General features: G+C 40.1%; 17 protein-coding genes. 12 read left to right on the top strand and 5 right to left on the bottom strand.

Translation table 11 applies throughout. The features are described from left to right. Window position 1 precedes the first annotated feature (1 nt). The 4 genes from ACYZ0U_RS11870 to ACYZ0U_RS11855 all read left to right on the top strand — a co-directional run bounded on the left by ACYZ0U_RS11870 (window position 2) and on the right by ACYZ0U_RS11855 (window position 3,272). On the top strand, window positions 2–760 hold the full coding sequence (locus tag ACYZ0U_RS11870) for a TIGR03915 family putative DNA repair protein (protein WP_461452478.1): 759 nt from the start codon (window positions 2–4) through the stop codon (window positions 758–760). A gap of 425 nt (window positions 761–1,185) precedes the next feature. Continuing rightward, a complete protein-coding gene (locus ACYZ0U_RS11865; protein WP_461452476.1) occupies window positions 1,186–1,380 on the top strand; it encodes a hypothetical protein in 195 nt (64 codons plus the stop codon). A 629-nt stretch (window positions 1,381–2,009) separates the two neighbouring features. Next, on the top strand, window positions 2,010–2,696 hold the full coding sequence (locus ACYZ0U_RS11860; RefSeq protein WP_461452474.1) for an START domain-containing protein: 687 nt from the start codon (window positions 2,010–2,012) through the stop codon (window positions 2,694–2,696). A gap of 75 nt (window positions 2,697–2,771) precedes the next feature. After that, the gene (locus tag ACYZ0U_RS11855; protein ID WP_461452472.1) at window positions 2,772–3,272 is read left to right on the top strand and encodes a hypothetical protein; all 501 of its coding nucleotides are present in this window, start codon (window positions 2,772–2,774) and stop codon (window positions 3,270–3,272) included. Window positions 3,273–3,344: 72 nt separating this feature from the next. Here ACYZ0U_RS11855 and ACYZ0U_RS11850 read toward each other — a convergent pair whose 3' ends face one another. Then, window positions 3,345–4,337 carry an amidohydrolase family protein gene (locus ACYZ0U_RS11850; RefSeq protein ID WP_461452470.1) on the bottom strand — a complete coding sequence of 331 codons (993 nt, stop codon included), beginning with the start codon at window positions 4,335–4,337 and terminating at the stop codon, window positions 3,345–3,347. Between the two features lie 183 nt (window positions 4,338–4,520). On the opposite strand from ACYZ0U_RS11850, the gene ACYZ0U_RS11845 reads away from it, so the two are divergent. Then, the gene (locus tag ACYZ0U_RS11845) at window positions 4,521–5,084 is read left to right on the top strand and encodes a Crp/Fnr family transcriptional regulator (protein ID WP_461452469.1); all 564 of its coding nucleotides are present in this window, start codon (window positions 4,521–4,523) and stop codon (window positions 5,082–5,084) included. Between the two features lie 76 nt (window positions 5,085–5,160). Beyond that, window positions 5,161–6,042, top strand: a complete 882-nt coding sequence (locus ACYZ0U_RS11840) for an NmrA family NAD(P)-binding protein (protein ID WP_461452467.1) — start codon at window positions 5,161–5,163, stop codon at window positions 6,040–6,042. 44 nt (window positions 6,043–6,086) lie between these two features. Here the strand turns inward: ACYZ0U_RS11840 and ACYZ0U_RS11835 are convergent, their stop codons facing one another. Beyond that, the gene (locus ACYZ0U_RS11835; protein WP_461452465.1) at window positions 6,087–6,884 is read right to left on the bottom strand and encodes an SDR family oxidoreductase; all 798 of its coding nucleotides are present in this window, start codon (window positions 6,882–6,884) and stop codon (window positions 6,087–6,089) included. 80 nt (window positions 6,885–6,964) lie between these two features. Continuing rightward, window positions 6,965–7,540, bottom strand: a complete 576-nt coding sequence (locus tag ACYZ0U_RS11830) for a TetR/AcrR family transcriptional regulator (protein WP_461452463.1) — start codon at window positions 7,538–7,540, stop codon at window positions 6,965–6,967. A 156-nt stretch (window positions 7,541–7,696) separates the two neighbouring features. Here ACYZ0U_RS11830 and msrA point away from each other — a divergent pair, with 156 nt between their 5' ends. The 4 genes from msrA (at window position 7,697) to ACYZ0U_RS11810 (ending at window position 10,577) form a co-directional block, all read left to right on the top strand. Further along, window positions 7,697–8,188 carry a peptide-methionine (S)-S-oxide reductase MsrA gene (gene msrA, locus ACYZ0U_RS11825; protein WP_461452461.1) on the top strand — a complete coding sequence of 164 codons (492 nt, stop codon included), beginning with the start codon at window positions 7,697–7,699 and terminating at the stop codon, window positions 8,186–8,188. Between the two features lie 49 nt (window positions 8,189–8,237). Continuing rightward, window positions 8,238–8,630, top strand: a complete 393-nt coding sequence (locus ACYZ0U_RS11820) for a (R)-mandelonitrile lyase (protein ID WP_461452459.1) — start codon at window positions 8,238–8,240, stop codon at window positions 8,628–8,630. 324 nt (window positions 8,631–8,954) lie between these two features. After that, window positions 8,955–10,337: a YeiH family protein gene (locus ACYZ0U_RS11815; RefSeq protein WP_461452457.1), complete on the top strand. Its 1,383-nt coding sequence runs from the start codon at window positions 8,955–8,957 to the stop codon at window positions 10,335–10,337. 3 nt (window positions 10,338–10,340) lie between these two features. Further along, window positions 10,341–10,577, top strand: coding sequence for a hypothetical protein (locus ACYZ0U_RS11810; protein ID WP_461452455.1), 237 nt, complete (start codon window positions 10,341–10,343; stop codon window positions 10,575–10,577). Here the strand turns inward: ACYZ0U_RS11810 and ACYZ0U_RS11805 are convergent. Together ACYZ0U_RS11805 and ACYZ0U_RS11800 are read right to left on the bottom strand one after the other, a co-directional pair. Beyond that, window positions 10,563–11,567 carry an MDR/zinc-dependent alcohol dehydrogenase-like family protein gene (locus ACYZ0U_RS11805; protein ID WP_461452453.1) on the bottom strand — a complete coding sequence of 335 codons (1,005 nt, stop codon included), beginning with the start codon at window positions 11,565–11,567 and terminating at the stop codon, window positions 10,563–10,565. The two genes, ACYZ0U_RS11810 and ACYZ0U_RS11805, sit on opposite strands and share 15 nt — an antisense overlap. A gap of 94 nt (window positions 11,568–11,661) precedes the next feature. Next, window positions 11,662–12,219 carry a Crp/Fnr family transcriptional regulator gene (locus ACYZ0U_RS11800; protein ID WP_461452451.1) on the bottom strand — a complete coding sequence of 186 codons (558 nt, stop codon included), beginning with the start codon at window positions 12,217–12,219 and terminating at the stop codon, window positions 11,662–11,664. Between the two features lie 216 nt (window positions 12,220–12,435). Between ACYZ0U_RS11800 and ACYZ0U_RS11795 the strand changes: the two genes are divergently transcribed. Beyond that, complete coding sequence (locus ACYZ0U_RS11795) at window positions 12,436–13,470, top strand: SDR family oxidoreductase (RefSeq protein WP_461452449.1); 1,035 nt, start codon at window positions 12,436–12,438, stop codon at window positions 13,468–13,470. After that, window positions 13,467–14,261 carry a helix-turn-helix domain-containing protein gene (locus ACYZ0U_RS11790; RefSeq protein WP_461452447.1) on the top strand — a complete coding sequence of 265 codons (795 nt, stop codon included), beginning with the start codon at window positions 13,467–13,469 and terminating at the stop codon, window positions 14,259–14,261. The genes ACYZ0U_RS11795 and ACYZ0U_RS11790 overlap by 4 nt, the downstream gene beginning before the upstream one ends. Window positions 14,262–14,270 lie beyond the last annotated feature (9 nt).

The following is a 14,270-nucleotide window of genomic DNA, read 5'->3' as shown; positions in this document are numbered from 1 at the left end:
TATGACCAGGCTGATATATGATGGTACTTTTGAAGGGTTGCTGAGCGCAATTTTCGAGATCTATGACCGTAGATTGACGCATGTGAAAATGGTAAAAGGTGAGTTTTACACCAGTGCTTTATTTGAAGACTTGGTAAAGGTCATTACAGATGAAGTGCGGGCGGGCAGAGTATTGAAAGGATTAAAGCAGAAAGTGTCGGCCATTGGTGTGCAGCGATTATACATTGCCCATATGGCCGAACTTGAGAATGATGATAATACAATTGTTGGCTATATCCGTTATGCTTTTGACAGCGACCGGAACATTGAAGAAGATTACGGCAATAAATATGTATTGCGCGTATCGGAGATTTTTAACATGATGCGCCGCGAGCGGCATAGGATGGAAGCTTTCGTTCGGTTTCAAAAATTAAAGGATGAAACTTTTTATGCTGCTGTTCAGCCTGATTTTAATGTATTGCCGATGCTTATCAAACATTTTAAGAACAGATATGCTGATCAGAAATGGATAATTTATGATATCAAACGCAACTATGGTTTGTATTATGATCTGCACGATACCGAATTTATTTCCTTAGAATTTTCAGCAGTAAAAAATCCGGGTAATGTTATTGCTGCTTTTTGTGAGGATGAAAGCATTTACCAAAATCTATGGAAGAATTACTTTACCAGTGTGAATATCCCCGCCAGGAAAAATACTAAACTTCATTTACGCCATATTCCTAAGCGATATTGGAAGCATTTAACAGAGAAAATTTAATGATCTGTTAATTTTAAGAATTTTTTAGATTAAGAAAATATTTAATTCTGCCGCAATTTGTGGATAATATAATTGTGGATAAAGTTAATAAGCATTAATTGTAATTAATTTATATACCTGTAATACAGCTGATATGTAGTTTTTATATGAATTAATTAATTGTTAAAAACTTGTTAATAAAAACTAAAAAAAATACTTGCTAAATCATGATTGTGTCCCGATATTGAAATCATCAAGAACGACGTACTTTGACAGCCTTGAGATACACAAACTGAATTCGGGTGACCCTTCGGGCGAACTAAAGATCAGGGATGTGCCTCATTACTTAACGGAAAAATTGAGAAATCGATTTACCGGGAAAGTAATTCAAAGGTATTATAGATGCTGCAATACTTTACGAAGAATAGCAGTTTGACATAATGACCATGAAGCAATCAGCGTTAGCAGGCAATGATAATTCGGTATTCGAAAGAATAAAGATGCATCAGCGTTGTGCGAATAACGACAGAGTTGATATCCACAGGATAATGACAGGTCAGCATTCGAATTACACTAACCTTACCCGCGAGGGCAATGGCAGTTTAAAAGTGAGAAGAATAAAGACAGTGTATTTTCCGTAGGGATAACAGCAGACGTCCGCAGGAGCAAAACAATTGATAAATTGGCATTCGCGAGAATAAAGATTAATCAGCGTCAGCAACTAACAATGACAAGATCAGGTCGGTTAGTTTACACAAAACTTGATGCTCCTTAACAGCTATGGCTGGCGAGGGGTTTGGAAACGGAAGTTCAAATCGCAAGAGGAGGCTTCCGTTTTCGTTTTAAATGGACTTTTATAGTGGAGATTTAATCATAAAATTCACTGAATTTTGTCGACAGCACCTTCGCTGTCTGCAAAAGCCAAACCTAGCGCGGCACCCGATATTTTAAACAGGTAAAACAACGCAGCAACAGCAGCACTATGTGCCGAAAATGTTTGCTTGGGTAAGATTGAAAGGCCGGTAATTTCCTGCAGTTTAATTTAGATGAGTATGATCTGGAAATTGCTCATTTGAAGCGGAAAATGGGCAGCATTAGAAAGATAGCGATAAAAATATTTTTTATCAGCTGGCATCGTTAACCGAATTGTTAAAAATAATTATAACATAAATAACTTATTATAAACATTTAAGTTAATACTATGCTTAATATGCTTTAATACTTGATTCACAGCATTGTAGAATGTTTTGTATAAAATACCGGTATATTGATGAAAAAAATACTTTCCATTTTTACCATATTGCTGTCTGGGCTTTCAGCGTCTTTTGCACAAACCGGTTGGGAGCTGAAGAAAAATGAGAACGGTATTGAAGTTTACACCCGAAATGCAGCCACCGGTAATTTAAAAGAACTGAGGGTGCTCTGCATGCTGGACGCGACCAAAAAGGAATTGATCAGCATTTTGCAGGATATCCCTAATTACAGCAAATGGGTTTTCTCCAACAAAAAGTCGGTGGTTTTAAAAACGGTGGACCCAAAACGGGTTATTTACTACACACAATCGCGCTTACCTTGGCCTATAAAAGACAGGGACCTGATAGTTGAACTTGATATTAATTCAACCCCTGATATGTTAAATATCCAGGCAAAAAGCATTCCTGATTACTTACCTCAAAACAATGATTATGTTAGGGTGCCCTACTCATTAGCAACCTGGCATGTTACCCAAGCGCCCGGCAACAAATTAAAGGTTGACTATGTTTTTAGCGTTGACCCCGGCGGAAGTATACCCAGCTGGCTCGTTAACGCCACTTTAGCTGTAGGGCCATATAATTCTTTTGTTAAACTGCGCGAACTTTTGCGGGTTAACATAAAAGGTAATGAACCTTGTCATAATTTTATTGAGTCGATCAGCTTTATAATCCCTTACAGGAATTCAATAATAATAAACCCATAATTTATTTATTATCTTATAAAGAAAACAAGTAGCATTTTTACTTGTTGAGTTTAATATAAGCAAACAAATAAATTTATGAAAAGATTATTCATGGTGATCATAATCACAGCATTTGCGTGGACATATCAAGGTGCCTATGCACAAACAGGATCAGGCGGTGGAGGTACAGGAAGTGGCAGCGGCGGCGCGACGTCAGGCGGTGGCGCGGGCACTGGCCGTTCGTCACAAAGCACCGGTTCATCAACCCAAACCAATAACCCCCGAACCAGCACAAGCAGCGCTACACATGGTACAGCTTTAAGGAGTACAAGCCATGTAAACAGTTCGGCAACCAGCACTAGAATGGGCAATTCGGGTATGTCTAACAGGTCGTCGGCAAGCAGTACAACAAACAGTAACAGGTCATCAGCAAGGAGGAACGGCAGCTCATCTACCGGCAGCAGAACAAGTAGTTCAACTTCACAAAGCAGGACAAGCGGTTCATCTACCGGGGCAAGAACAGGTGGTACATCTTCAGGCGGGGGAGTTCCTGCACCATCAAGCAGCCCGTCAACCCCTCCGGGCGGCAGTCGGTAGTATACTTTAAATTAAAAAAGAGCGGCAGGATCAGTTCCTGCCGCTCTTTTTAATTATAGGCTTATCAACTTTTTATAACGTCGTTTTCAACTTTAATAATTTATCAGCGTTACCGTGCGACAGTTGTTCCAGTTTATCTTCAGGTAAGTCTATTGCATTCAAAAATTCAATACCCATTTCGTTGGTACTAAACGGGTAATCAATAGAGAACATCATATTATCAATCCCAAAAGTATCTAGTGCTATTTTTAACGGCGGCTGTGTAAAAAAGCCGCTTGTGGTAATGTGTACCTGATCGTGAAATGTATCAGGCAACGAACGCTGGTTTGCACCGCCATTGCCGGGTTTAAAGGCTTTTTCAGATCGCGCCATCATCATGGGCAGCATTTCGCCCATGTGGCCAATGATGAGTTTTAGCTTGGGATATTGATCAAATACCCCGGAAAATAGCAGTCGTAAAACATGAAGCGCGGTTTCTGAATGCCATCCCCAACCGTAACAGGCCAAAGCCTCCGACATTTCAGGATGGTTAGGCAAGCCACTGTAATAAATATCAGCTATCCCTTTAGGTGGCAAACCGGGGTGCAGGTATACTGGCACATCCAGCTTTTCGGCGCGCTCAAATATGGGTGCAAACTCGGGTTGATCTAAAAATTTATCTTGTGTAACTCCCCTGATCATCGCACCGCGAAAGTTGTATTGCTTTACGGCGCGTTCCAGTTCATCGGCCGCGGCAAGCGGAGCAGTCATGGGTAAATGAGCAAACGCCGTAAACCTGTCTTCAAAACCCACTATCCGTTGAGCGATAAGATCATTGTATTCAGTTGCAAATGCCGGGCCTTGCTCAGAGCTTAATAGGTTAGCGCCTGAACTATCAACTGAAAGTACCTGCATGGTAATTCCGGTATCGTTCATTGATTGTAAACGTTCCCCGGTAATATCGGCCAGTTTTGGTGCTATACGTTGCATAACCGGCGACTGCCCAAACCCACCTAAGGCTGCTTTGGGTATTTTTTCAGCCATCTCGGGGAAAGAAATATGTTCTTCAAGTGTTATTATTCTCATTTTGAGTTTTTAAGTGTGATGTAATTATACAAAGAAACATACGCGCTACTTAAATGGCAATGTACCATTAGCAGAAATAGTAGGATTATTTATGGCTATTTATGTATTGTAAATAGTTATTAGGATTTACATTGCATTTAATGTATTAACTTATTTTAATTTAGAGGAGTTTAAACTTGATAAATGAAATGTTTTGCTGATTTTATAAAATTAAAAATTGCGATAAGGGAATCAGAACTGGATGTCATTTTATCAAATTTTAAGGTTAAACAAGTTAAAAAAGGTCAGCTGATCTTAAAGCGCGGACAAATAGCTAACCAATATCATTATGTTAAATCAGGCGCGCTTCGGTTCTTTTTTGGGGAATTTGATCACCAACTTACTGCATTGGTGGTTTTTCAAAATGATTTTTTTACAGAAATATCCAGCCTTAATCCTCAAAAACCGACGAGGTTTAATATTGAAGCAATAGAAGATACGGAACTGATCTATATTGATAAACCAAAAATGGAAAAACTGTATCAACAATTTCCAGCCTGGCAGGAGTTTGGAAGAATAACCTGGGAAGCAATGGCTGTACGCATGATCGATCAGATCATTAGCTTTCAAACCTTATCGGCAGAAGAGCGCTACCTGGAATTTTTGGAAAAATCAGAATTGATACAACGGATCCCTGTCAAACAGATTGCGTCTTATTTAGGTATCACTCCAAACGCCCTAAGCCGCATCAGGAAAAACATCAAGTAAAATTGATTAACTACCATATGGTAGTTTTTACCAACTATTACTCTCTTAGCTTTGCATCATCAACAATAATGACCAAATGGAAAATTTAATATTGGTAGCAGGCGCTACAGGAAACCTCGGACAAAAAATCTGCCGGGAATTAATCAAAAGAAAAGCACAGGTTAGGGCAATTGTTCGTGAAGGGAGTAAGCAGGAAAAAGTAGATACCCTTGAAAAAATGGGCGTTAAAATTTTCAAAGTCGATTTGGATTACGAACAGCAACTAATTAACTCATGTAAAGGCGTATCATGCATTGTGTCAGCTGTCGCAGGTTTACATAGCGTAATTGTAGATGCGCAAACCAAACTGTTAAATGCAGCTATCGCAGCCGGTGTTCCCCGTTTTATTCCTTCGGACTTTTCTTCCAATTTCACCATGATTCCCGTTGGAGAGAACAGAAATTTTGATCTGAGAAAAGAGTTTTATCAAAATCTTGATCAAAGCACAATAAAGGCTACGTCCATATTCAACGGCGCTTTTGCAGATATCCTGCGTTACAATACCCCGCTTTTTAATGTGCAGCAAAAAACTGTTGCTTATTATGATGATAAGGCTGACTGGAAAGTTGATTTCACTACGATGGATGATACTGCTGCTTTTACGGCTATGGTTGCGCTTGATCACACTGCGCCGCGGCACTTACACATTGCCAGTTTTAGCGTTAGTCCTAATGATTTGGTTAGCTTAAGTGAACAATATAAGGGATCAAAGTTTCAATTGGTTCACATGGGCACAATGGAAGGTTTTTCGGCATATAATAAAACCCAACGTGCGGCTCAACCCGAAGGGGAAAATGAATTATACCCCAAATGGCAGCAAGCGCAATATTTGTATAGCATGTTTTTAGTACATCATTCGCATTTAGATAATAATAGGTATACAGGTTTAAGCTGGTCGCCTGTTGAAGCAAATATTTAAAATATGCTCCGCTGATTTTTGAGAAAACCAGTGGAGCATATTTATTATTGCACAACAGGAAGACTACCGCCATCAATTGCATAAATTGTGCCGGTTAAATAACCAGCAGCAGGTGAAACCAGGAAATTAACCAGTTCGGCAACTTCTTCAGGTTCAGCCATTCTGCCCATTGGTATCCCACCAACCTGGCTCATTAATTGTTGAAAAGCTTCCTCAAGTGGAATTCCTGCTGATGCAGCATAATCTGCTACAAATTTCTCCATTGGCGGTGTCTTGGTTGCTCCGGGAGAAACAGTAAGTACACGTATGCCTTTACCGGCAAGTTCGGTAGCCAAAGCCTTGCTGTATGCATTTAATGCAGCTTTTGAAACAGCATAAGCTAAATTCAGGTTCCATAAAGCTTGTTTTGCTGCTACCGAAGAAATATGAATAACCACACCACTTTTCTGCTCGATCATTTTAGGTAATAATGCCTTGTCTAACCGTATTCCCGACAGCAAGTTCAGTTGTAATTCGCTTTCCCAGTGTTCATTAGTTAAGGTACTAAAACCACCGCCCGGCGTGGTTAAGCCGCCAACATTGTTGATCAGGATATCAACTCCACCAAATTTATCATTGATTTCTTTTGTCAACTTAGAAACATCTTCCGGATTAGTTAAATCCGCAGCGATAAAATGATGTTCCAAATCAGCTTCAGCAGGATCATTTCTCGCTGAAATAATAACTTTAGCGCCGGCTTGTGCTAACCTATCGGCTATTGCCCTTCCAATTCCTTTTGTGCCACCTGTTACTAAAGCAATTTTACCTTCCAATGTAAGGTTTTGATTTTGTTTGTTTTCCATTTATGTAATTATGAATTGATTGTTTCAAAATAAGCGATATTAATTCTGTATTGATTGTTTCAGATTAGAAGCAAAAAAAATTAACGGGAGAGTTGTTTAATAAAATACTGAGCCATGCGTTTGATCTTCACAGGGTCCTTATGAAGTATATACGATTCAAACCAACCGGTCCAGGTGCTGATAAAATAGTCTGCGAGTAACTCAGGGTCTTCTTCATTATAGATCTCGCCTTTCTCAATGGATTTGGTGATCAGCGATCGTAACAGATCGTTGGTAAAGTCATTATCAGCTTTCAAAATAGCCTGTATACTTTCGTCATCAGCGGCAATCTCAAATGTTGTTTTAATAGCCATACAGCTGTTATCGTTAATAATAACATCAACTGCATCATTAATAAAATTTGTTAACGCAATAAAAGGAGAGGGCGCACTTTCAGCACGTTTCTTTGCTTCCTGCATGCGGCTTTCGGTATAATGCTTAATACATTTTGCAAAAAGTTCATGTTTATCGCCAATAGTATTGTATAGGCTGCTGCTGTTAATTTTCATGGCATCGGTTAAATCACGAAGCGAAGCACCACTATAGCCTTTCTTCCAAAAAACTTCCATTGCTTTTTGAATAGCCTCATCTTCGTTAAACTCAACATTCCTTGCCATTAATATTTTATCTAACACAAAGATAAAGAAATTCTGAAACAAACGTTTTAATTTTATCAATTTCTATTTCTTATTTAATATTGGTTAATACTTACACATTTGTAATTGCAAACTTTTTATCAACTTGATACGTTGATCTTATACAACAAAAATATTATGAGTACTGAAAAAGCAACATTGGCCGGCGGATGTTTTTGGGGAGTAGAAGAACTGATCAGGCAATTGCCGGGCGTAATATCAACTGTGGTTGGTTATACCGGTGGTGATGTAAAAAATGCAACGTACCGTAACCACGGTACACATGCCGAAGGTATTGAAGTGGTATTTGATCCGTCGGTGTTATCCTACCGGAAATTACTGGAATATTTTTTCCAGATCCACGACCCTACAACCCGCAACAGGCAAGGGAATGACGTTGGCACATCATACCGTTCGGCTATTTTTTATGCTGATGATACACAAAAAGAAATGGCACAAACTTTAATTGCCGAAATGGAAGCATCAGGCAAATGGCCCGGCAAAATAGTTACCGAAGTAGTGCCCGTTACTGATTTCTGGAACGCCGAACAGGAACACCAGGATTACCTGCAGAAATATCCTTATGGCTACACATGCCACTTTGAGCGGCCGGAATGGAAATTGAGTTAATTTATTGAAAATTAAATCAATAACAAGGTTGTAAATAACAAAAATCAATATGGAAATCATACGTAATGGTTCACAACCATCGGGCAAAGGCCTGGCAGAATATTTTACAGGCACAGTAAGGATCGATCCGCTGATTAACCCACCGGAACCATCGCGCGTTGCTATGGCATTAGTAACATTTGAACCCGGCGCACGTACTGCATGGCACACACATCCTTTTGGGCAAACATTAATTGTTACCGCAGGTGCTGGCTGGATACAACGCGAAGGTGAAGCCAAACAAAATATTTTTCAGGGCGATGTTGTGTATTTTTTGCCGAATGAAAAGCATTGGCATGGTGCAACCGCTACTACCGCCATGAGCCACATTGCTATACAGGAAAAATTGAACGGTTCACCGGTTGACTGGATGGAGCATGTTACCGACGAGCAATACAAATAATACTTATAATGATCGATATGAAGATGCTGCCTAACAAGCAGCATTTTTTGTTTACATAGATGTCATCTTAAAATAATATATAGTCTATAGGAAATATAGTTTATATTTCTCTATATTTACAATGTATTAAAAACTAACACAATGCCAACTTCTTTTACTCAAAAAAGAGGACTTATTATTAACCCAACTGCACTTTGTCAAAGTGTGTGTTTTGTGTGTTGTTGTAACTAATAACAACTATAGCTTATTACAGCTTACCTCAATGGCTTATAATACGCCGCAAAAAAATCTTAGCAAAAATAACCTTACATAATTTAAATTGATATGGCAACAACAATTACTGAAACAACACAACTGAAAAACCCCAGTTGGTGGGCAAAGGAAGACTGGTGGGCAGTTTGGCTCGGCCTGGCTATCGTGGCTGTGGCCTACGGTTTTTACCTGTCCGGTTCCAGCATTTCGTGGATCGCGGTGGCACCCGGCAAATGGTCCACCTTGTCGCAACTTGGTACGCAATTTTCAAAGAATGGTATTAAGTATGTCGCTTTATTAGCTGCATTCCTGGTGCTATTTACAACCGTAGCAACATTCATCGGGCAAAAAGCCAGGGAATTTATCCCATCATTCATTTTTATTTTTGTGCTGTCGGCCATTATTTACACCGTTGGTAACTGGGGTCAGGCCAATAAATATAACTTGGAACCGCCTTTGGTAGCCTTGCTCGCAGGGCTCATCATTTCCAACTTGATAGGCTTGCCACGTTGGTTGGATGCCAGTTTCCGGGTAGAGTTTTACATTAAACTGGGCATCGTATTATTAGGCGCCACCTTACCTTTTACGCTGATCATATGGGCTGGTCCGGTAGCAATTTTACAGGCTTCCATCGTTTCATTAGTTACTTTTTTTGTGATCTTTTTAACAGCACGTAAACTTGGGTTAGATCACAGGCTTGCAGCAGTATTAGGCGCTGGCGGCGCAGTATGCGGTGTATCGGCTTCCATTGCTGTGGCAGGTGCTGTCAGGGCTAAAAAAGAGCATCCGCCTATAGCCATCAGTTTAGTGGTATTGTGGGCAATCGTGTTAATTTTTGTGTTGCCATTGGTTTGCCGCGCACTTGGCTTGCCTACTGGCGTAGCCGGTGCCTGGATAGGAACATCGGAATTTGCAGATGCTGCAGGTTTAGCGGCTGCACAATCATACGGCGGATTGGCAGGCCATCACATAGGGATAGCCGGAACAGCAGACCAGGCACTTGCCGCATATACATTAATCAAAGTTATTGGCCGTGATATATGGATCGGGATCTGGTCGTTTGTTTTGGCCTTGATCTCAGTAACCGTTTGGGAACGTAACGAAACCAATTCAAAAGTACAGGTAGGGCAAATCTGGTGGCGCTTCCCAAAATTCGTGATCGGTTTCCTGATCGCTTCGATACTAACAACGCTGATCGTTCATGGCAATACATTGGCTAACTATAACACATTAGTTAAGCCATCGCTCATTTTGCCGATTACCGCATTACGTACATGGGCGTTCACGTTTAGCTTTTTAAGCATTGGGCTTACAACACGCTTCCGCGATCTTGCAAGCACAGGTTTCAAACCATTTGCCGCATTCACTTTAGGAGTTGTTGTAAACGTTGCATTGGGATACTTCCTGTCTGTTGTTGTTTTTGGGCATTACTGGTCGGCTATTGTAACGCATTAACAAATGAATATTTTCGATTTCATACAAAAAGATAACACCGGTCCAAGCTGCGGGCAGTGCACCCATTTCCAAAGCGACCCGGCTATTATTGAAAAAATATATCCCGGACTCAATATCATGAGTTCGGGATATGCTTCTGTGCGCGATCAGGATGGCTTGTGCGATTTAAATGAGATCTATCTTTCGGCAAGAGATAGCTGCCCAGGCTTTAAGGCAAGAGTAATATTATCCATGGTATAAAACTGCCTTTTTACCACTTTCACCACTATAAGCTATCGCGTCATTGATCTCCTCTAAACGGAATTTCTTACCGATCTTAGTTTTAAAATGAGGCATGTGGATCAGGCTTCCTATTTCTTTCATTGCCTGCTCCAGTTTACCCGCATCCTGAACAGTTGGCGTTTTAAGATTTGAAAAAGGTTTGATAATGATATTTTTGAGGGATAATGTGCTGGTATGAAACGCAAACGGCACCTTATCACCAATATAACCATACGTGTAGATCACCGAGCCCCAGGGAATCACGTTTAGTATTTTATTGAGGATATCGCCACCAACGCCATCAAAAATAGCTGTTGCGCTTAATGTTTGCGATAGGTAACTCAATTGGATGGAAAAATCCGGGTCGCTTTGTACTACGACGTTTTTTGCACCAAGCGATTCCATTTCCTTGCGGCTGTCTTCAGTACGTACAATGGAGATCAACGGGAAATCATAAGTTAAACAAAATGCCAACTGGGCAATGCCTGTAGCTGAATTACCTGCGGTGCTGATGATGCCTTTGTGCCCTTCATCAATAATTTGCTTTAAAAAACCGTATGGGGTGATGCTATTTACTATCGATCCTGAATATTCTTCGGGGATTGCATTATCAGGCAGGATAACGCAATCCAAATAATGCACCTGCGAATATTCACTCCAGGCACCAACAACGCTTTCGCTGTATTTTAATTGGCGATAAAAAGCGACATTCCTACCCAGGAATTCTTCCGGCACCCCTTCGCCAATTTGCAACACTTCACCTGCGCCGGACACGCCTTTTACATCGTAAAGGCTTTTTACCATTCCGGGAGGCGTTGGGTGTTTAAGGAAAAACTTATCGCCGGAGTTGATGGCAGAGGAATCCATCTTAACTACCAGGTGACCGGGTTCCGCCAAGGTTGGTTTTGTAATATTTTGTACGGTTAACATATCGTTTACCAGTACAACTGCTTTCATTAATTCATCCATTTTGTATTGTTTTATAACAATACAAATGTCCGGATAGTCGGCATCAGCCACCAATAAGCAATCTTAATAAATACCCTTAAGATATATTAAGGGTTTAGCGTTTGTGGGCAAGGTCTTTCCTGATCTTGCTTAAAAATTCAGACGTAATGCCCAGGTAAGATGCGATCTGCGTGTTGGGTAGCCGCGAAGCCAATTTGGGATATTGATGCAAGAAATTGCTGTAGCGTTCTTCGGCCGTGGCGCTTATATTTTGAAGTACCCGGTTTTGCAGCTCCATATACTTTCGTTCGATGATAATGCGGAATGTGCTATTGAATTTGGGGTAATTGCTGTAAAAATGAATCAGATCGGACCTGGTTATTTGTAAAATGACCGATGGCTCTATCGCTTCAATATAAACATTGGCCGGTTTTTCATCATAAAAACTATTGAGGTCAGTTATCCAATCATTTTCAGCTGCAAATTCCAGGTTAAACTCTTTGCCATTACTGTCAATGGCATACATTTTAAAACATCCCGAAATAACAAAGGTAAAATGCCTGCAAAAATCGCCCTGGTGCAAAATGAAGCCGCGTTTTTTAATACTTCGTTCAGAAAATACCTTTATAAGTTGTTCAATTTCTTCGCTGGTTAAAGCAAAGGCTGTGCTCATGTAGGCAATCAGTAATTCTTTATTTTTAATATTTCCCTGCAATTTGGCTGATTTTAAAATTTAAAAGTAGATGAAAAAGTAATATTCACCTAATTATTCAGCGTTATTTAAGCTTTCGCTTGATCAGCTTGGACCTTTCACTAAAGTAAAATTGGACCTTTGAAGAAAGCTGAGATAGCTTTTTGTATGGAACTTTGTGCTGTAAATATAACGCATATGAAAAATTTAGAAATGGTTTTAGTTACAGGTGGCACAGGCGCTGTCGGCGCAAATTGTATTCTACAATTGTTGCAAAAAGGATACCAGGTAAAAACCACTATCCGTTCGCTCAATAAAAAAGATGAGGTGATCACATTATTAAAAAATGGCGGGATCACTTCTTTTGGGGAGTTATCTTTTGTTGAAGCCGATCTTAACAAAGATGATAATTGGGCTCAAGCTATACAGGATTGCACCTATGTATTACATATTGCATCGCCAACGCATACAGAATCAACAGACGAAGAGGCAATAATCCGTCCTGCTGTGGATGGCGTGCTTCGTGTATTAAAAGCCGCCCGAGATGCCAGCGTAAAACGCGTGGTGTTAACCTCAAGCTTTGGTGCGCTAGGCTTTAGTAATAAAGACCGTAACCGCGAAACAACCGAAGCTGACTGGACAGACCCAAACGAAAAAGGGTTATCAGCCTACGAAAAATCTAAAGTACTGGCCGAGCGTGCAGCCTGGGATTTTATAAAAAAAGAAGGAAATGATTTAGAGTTAGCCGTAATAAACCCGGTAGCTATTTTCGGGCCGGCATTAGGGCCGGGTAAATCGCCCAGCTTTAATTTAATAACTTTATTATTGAGCGGTAGCTGGAAGGCAATCCCAAATTTCAGTTTGAACGTAGTTGACATCAGGGATGTGGCCGATCTTCACATCCGCGCCATGACCATTCCCGAAGCCAATGGACAACGTTTTATCGCATCGGCAGATGGTGAAATGCCGATGCCCGGAATAGCTACACTGCTAAAAAATAAATTTCCGGCTGTCTCGCAAAAAGTTTCTACCCAAAAAATGCCCGATTGGATTTTAAAAGTCGCAGCTTTGTTTAATCCGCAGGCTAAACAGGCGCTTTTATTTTTAAAAATAAACCGCAGGGTGAGCAATACCAAAGCTAAAAAAGTTTTGGGCTGGACACCAATTGCAAATAAAGAAGAAGCTATTACAGCATCGATGGAAAGTATGATAAAACTGGGTATTATAAAATGAATTGTATAACACCTTCTGTAGTAGAAACTGAAGTTTCGTTGGAGCAATTTATCCCCGACCATGTTTTTATTTACGCTACTGCCGGATCTATACGTTGTTATGACGGCGATAAAAGTTATACTTTTAAAGCAGGTGAATTTTTCCTTGCCCGAAAAAACCGCCTTGCCAGATATTATGTTGAAAAGGGAGGCGGGGAGTTTGAGAGGATGATTTTTTGCTATGAAGAAAGTCTCTTGAGGGAGTTTCAGCAAAAACATAAAATAGAGGCAGATAGGTTTAATCCCGAAGATACCTTTATAAAAATAAAACCTACTGTACTAATTCCCGATTTTATTCACTCGTTAAGGCCTTATTGCGATAGTACAGGAAAAATTGACGAAGCATTTGAAAATTTGAAATATGAGGAATTACTCATCATCCTGCTCCAAGATCAACCTGAACTGGCTGGCTTACTTTTTGACTTTGCCCGGCCCGAAAAAATAAACCTGGAAGAGTTTATGAACCGCAATTACAAATTTAATGTAAGCGTTGAGCGGTTTGCATATTTAACCGGGCGCAGTTTGTCAGCTTTTAAGCGCGATTTTAAAATGATCTTCAACCAAACGCCCAATCGCTGGTTAATACAAAAGCGATTACAGGAAGCCTATTTTTTGATTGGTAAAAAAGGGGAAAAAGCATCAAAAATTTATCTGGAACTGGGTTTTGAAGCATTATCTCACTTTTCATATGCTTTTAAAAAACTGTTCGGGCTAACGCCGACTGAACTGGCAGAACAATACTATAACAACTAATTATACATA

Origin of the sequence: Mucilaginibacter sp., from assembly GCF_965225845.1 — a bacterium.
GTDB lineage: Bacteria > Bacteroidota > Bacteroidia > Sphingobacteriales > Sphingobacteriaceae > Mucilaginibacter.
This window is presented reverse-complemented; position numbering and strand designations above follow the sequence as displayed.

Bases quoted from the DNA above. Each gene is read 5' to 3' on its own strand.
- ACYZ0U_RS11870 (WP_461452478.1), top strand. From the start codon at position 2: ATGACCAGGCTGATATATGATGGTACTTTTGAAGGGTTGCTGAGCGCA.
- ACYZ0U_RS11865 (WP_461452476.1), top strand. From the start codon at position 1,186: ATGAAGCAATCAGCGTTAGCAGGCAATGATAATTCGGTATTCGAAAGA.
- ACYZ0U_RS11860 (WP_461452474.1), top strand. From the start codon at position 2,010: ATGAAAAAAATACTTTCCATTTTTACCATATTGCTGTCTGGGCTTTCA.
- ACYZ0U_RS11855 (WP_461452472.1), top strand. From the start codon at position 2,772: ATGAAAAGATTATTCATGGTGATCATAATCACAGCATTTGCGTGGACA.
- ACYZ0U_RS11850 (WP_461452470.1), bottom strand. From the start codon at position 4,337: ATGAGAATAATAACACTTGAAGAACATATTTCTTTCCCCGAGATGGCT.
- ACYZ0U_RS11845 (WP_461452469.1), top strand. From the start codon at position 4,521: ATGAAATGTTTTGCTGATTTTATAAAATTAAAAATTGCGATAAGGGAA.
- ACYZ0U_RS11840 (WP_461452467.1), top strand. From the start codon at position 5,161: ATGGAAAATTTAATATTGGTAGCAGGCGCTACAGGAAACCTCGGACAA.
- ACYZ0U_RS11835 (WP_461452465.1), bottom strand. From the start codon at position 6,884: ATGGAAAACAAACAAAATCAAAACCTTACATTGGAAGGTAAAATTGCT.
- ACYZ0U_RS11830 (WP_461452463.1), bottom strand. From the start codon at position 7,540: ATGGCAAGGAATGTTGAGTTTAACGAAGATGAGGCTATTCAAAAAGCA.
- msrA (WP_461452461.1), top strand. From the start codon at position 7,697: ATGAGTACTGAAAAAGCAACATTGGCCGGCGGATGTTTTTGGGGAGTA.
- ACYZ0U_RS11820 (WP_461452459.1), top strand. From the start codon at position 8,238: ATGGAAATCATACGTAATGGTTCACAACCATCGGGCAAAGGCCTGGCA.
- ACYZ0U_RS11815 (WP_461452457.1), top strand. From the start codon at position 8,955: ATGGCAACAACAATTACTGAAACAACACAACTGAAAAACCCCAGTTGG.
- ACYZ0U_RS11810 (WP_461452455.1), top strand. From the start codon at position 10,341: ATGAATATTTTCGATTTCATACAAAAAGATAACACCGGTCCAAGCTGC.
- ACYZ0U_RS11805 (WP_461452453.1), bottom strand. From the start codon at position 11,567: ATGGATGAATTAATGAAAGCAGTTGTACTGGTAAACGATATGTTAACC.
- ACYZ0U_RS11800 (WP_461452451.1), bottom strand. From the start codon at position 12,219: ATGAGCACAGCCTTTGCTTTAACCAGCGAAGAAATTGAACAACTTATA.
- ACYZ0U_RS11795 (WP_461452449.1), top strand. From the start codon at position 12,436: ATGAAAAATTTAGAAATGGTTTTAGTTACAGGTGGCACAGGCGCTGTC.
- ACYZ0U_RS11790 (WP_461452447.1), top strand. From the start codon at position 13,467: ATGAATTGTATAACACCTTCTGTAGTAGAAACTGAAGTTTCGTTGGAG.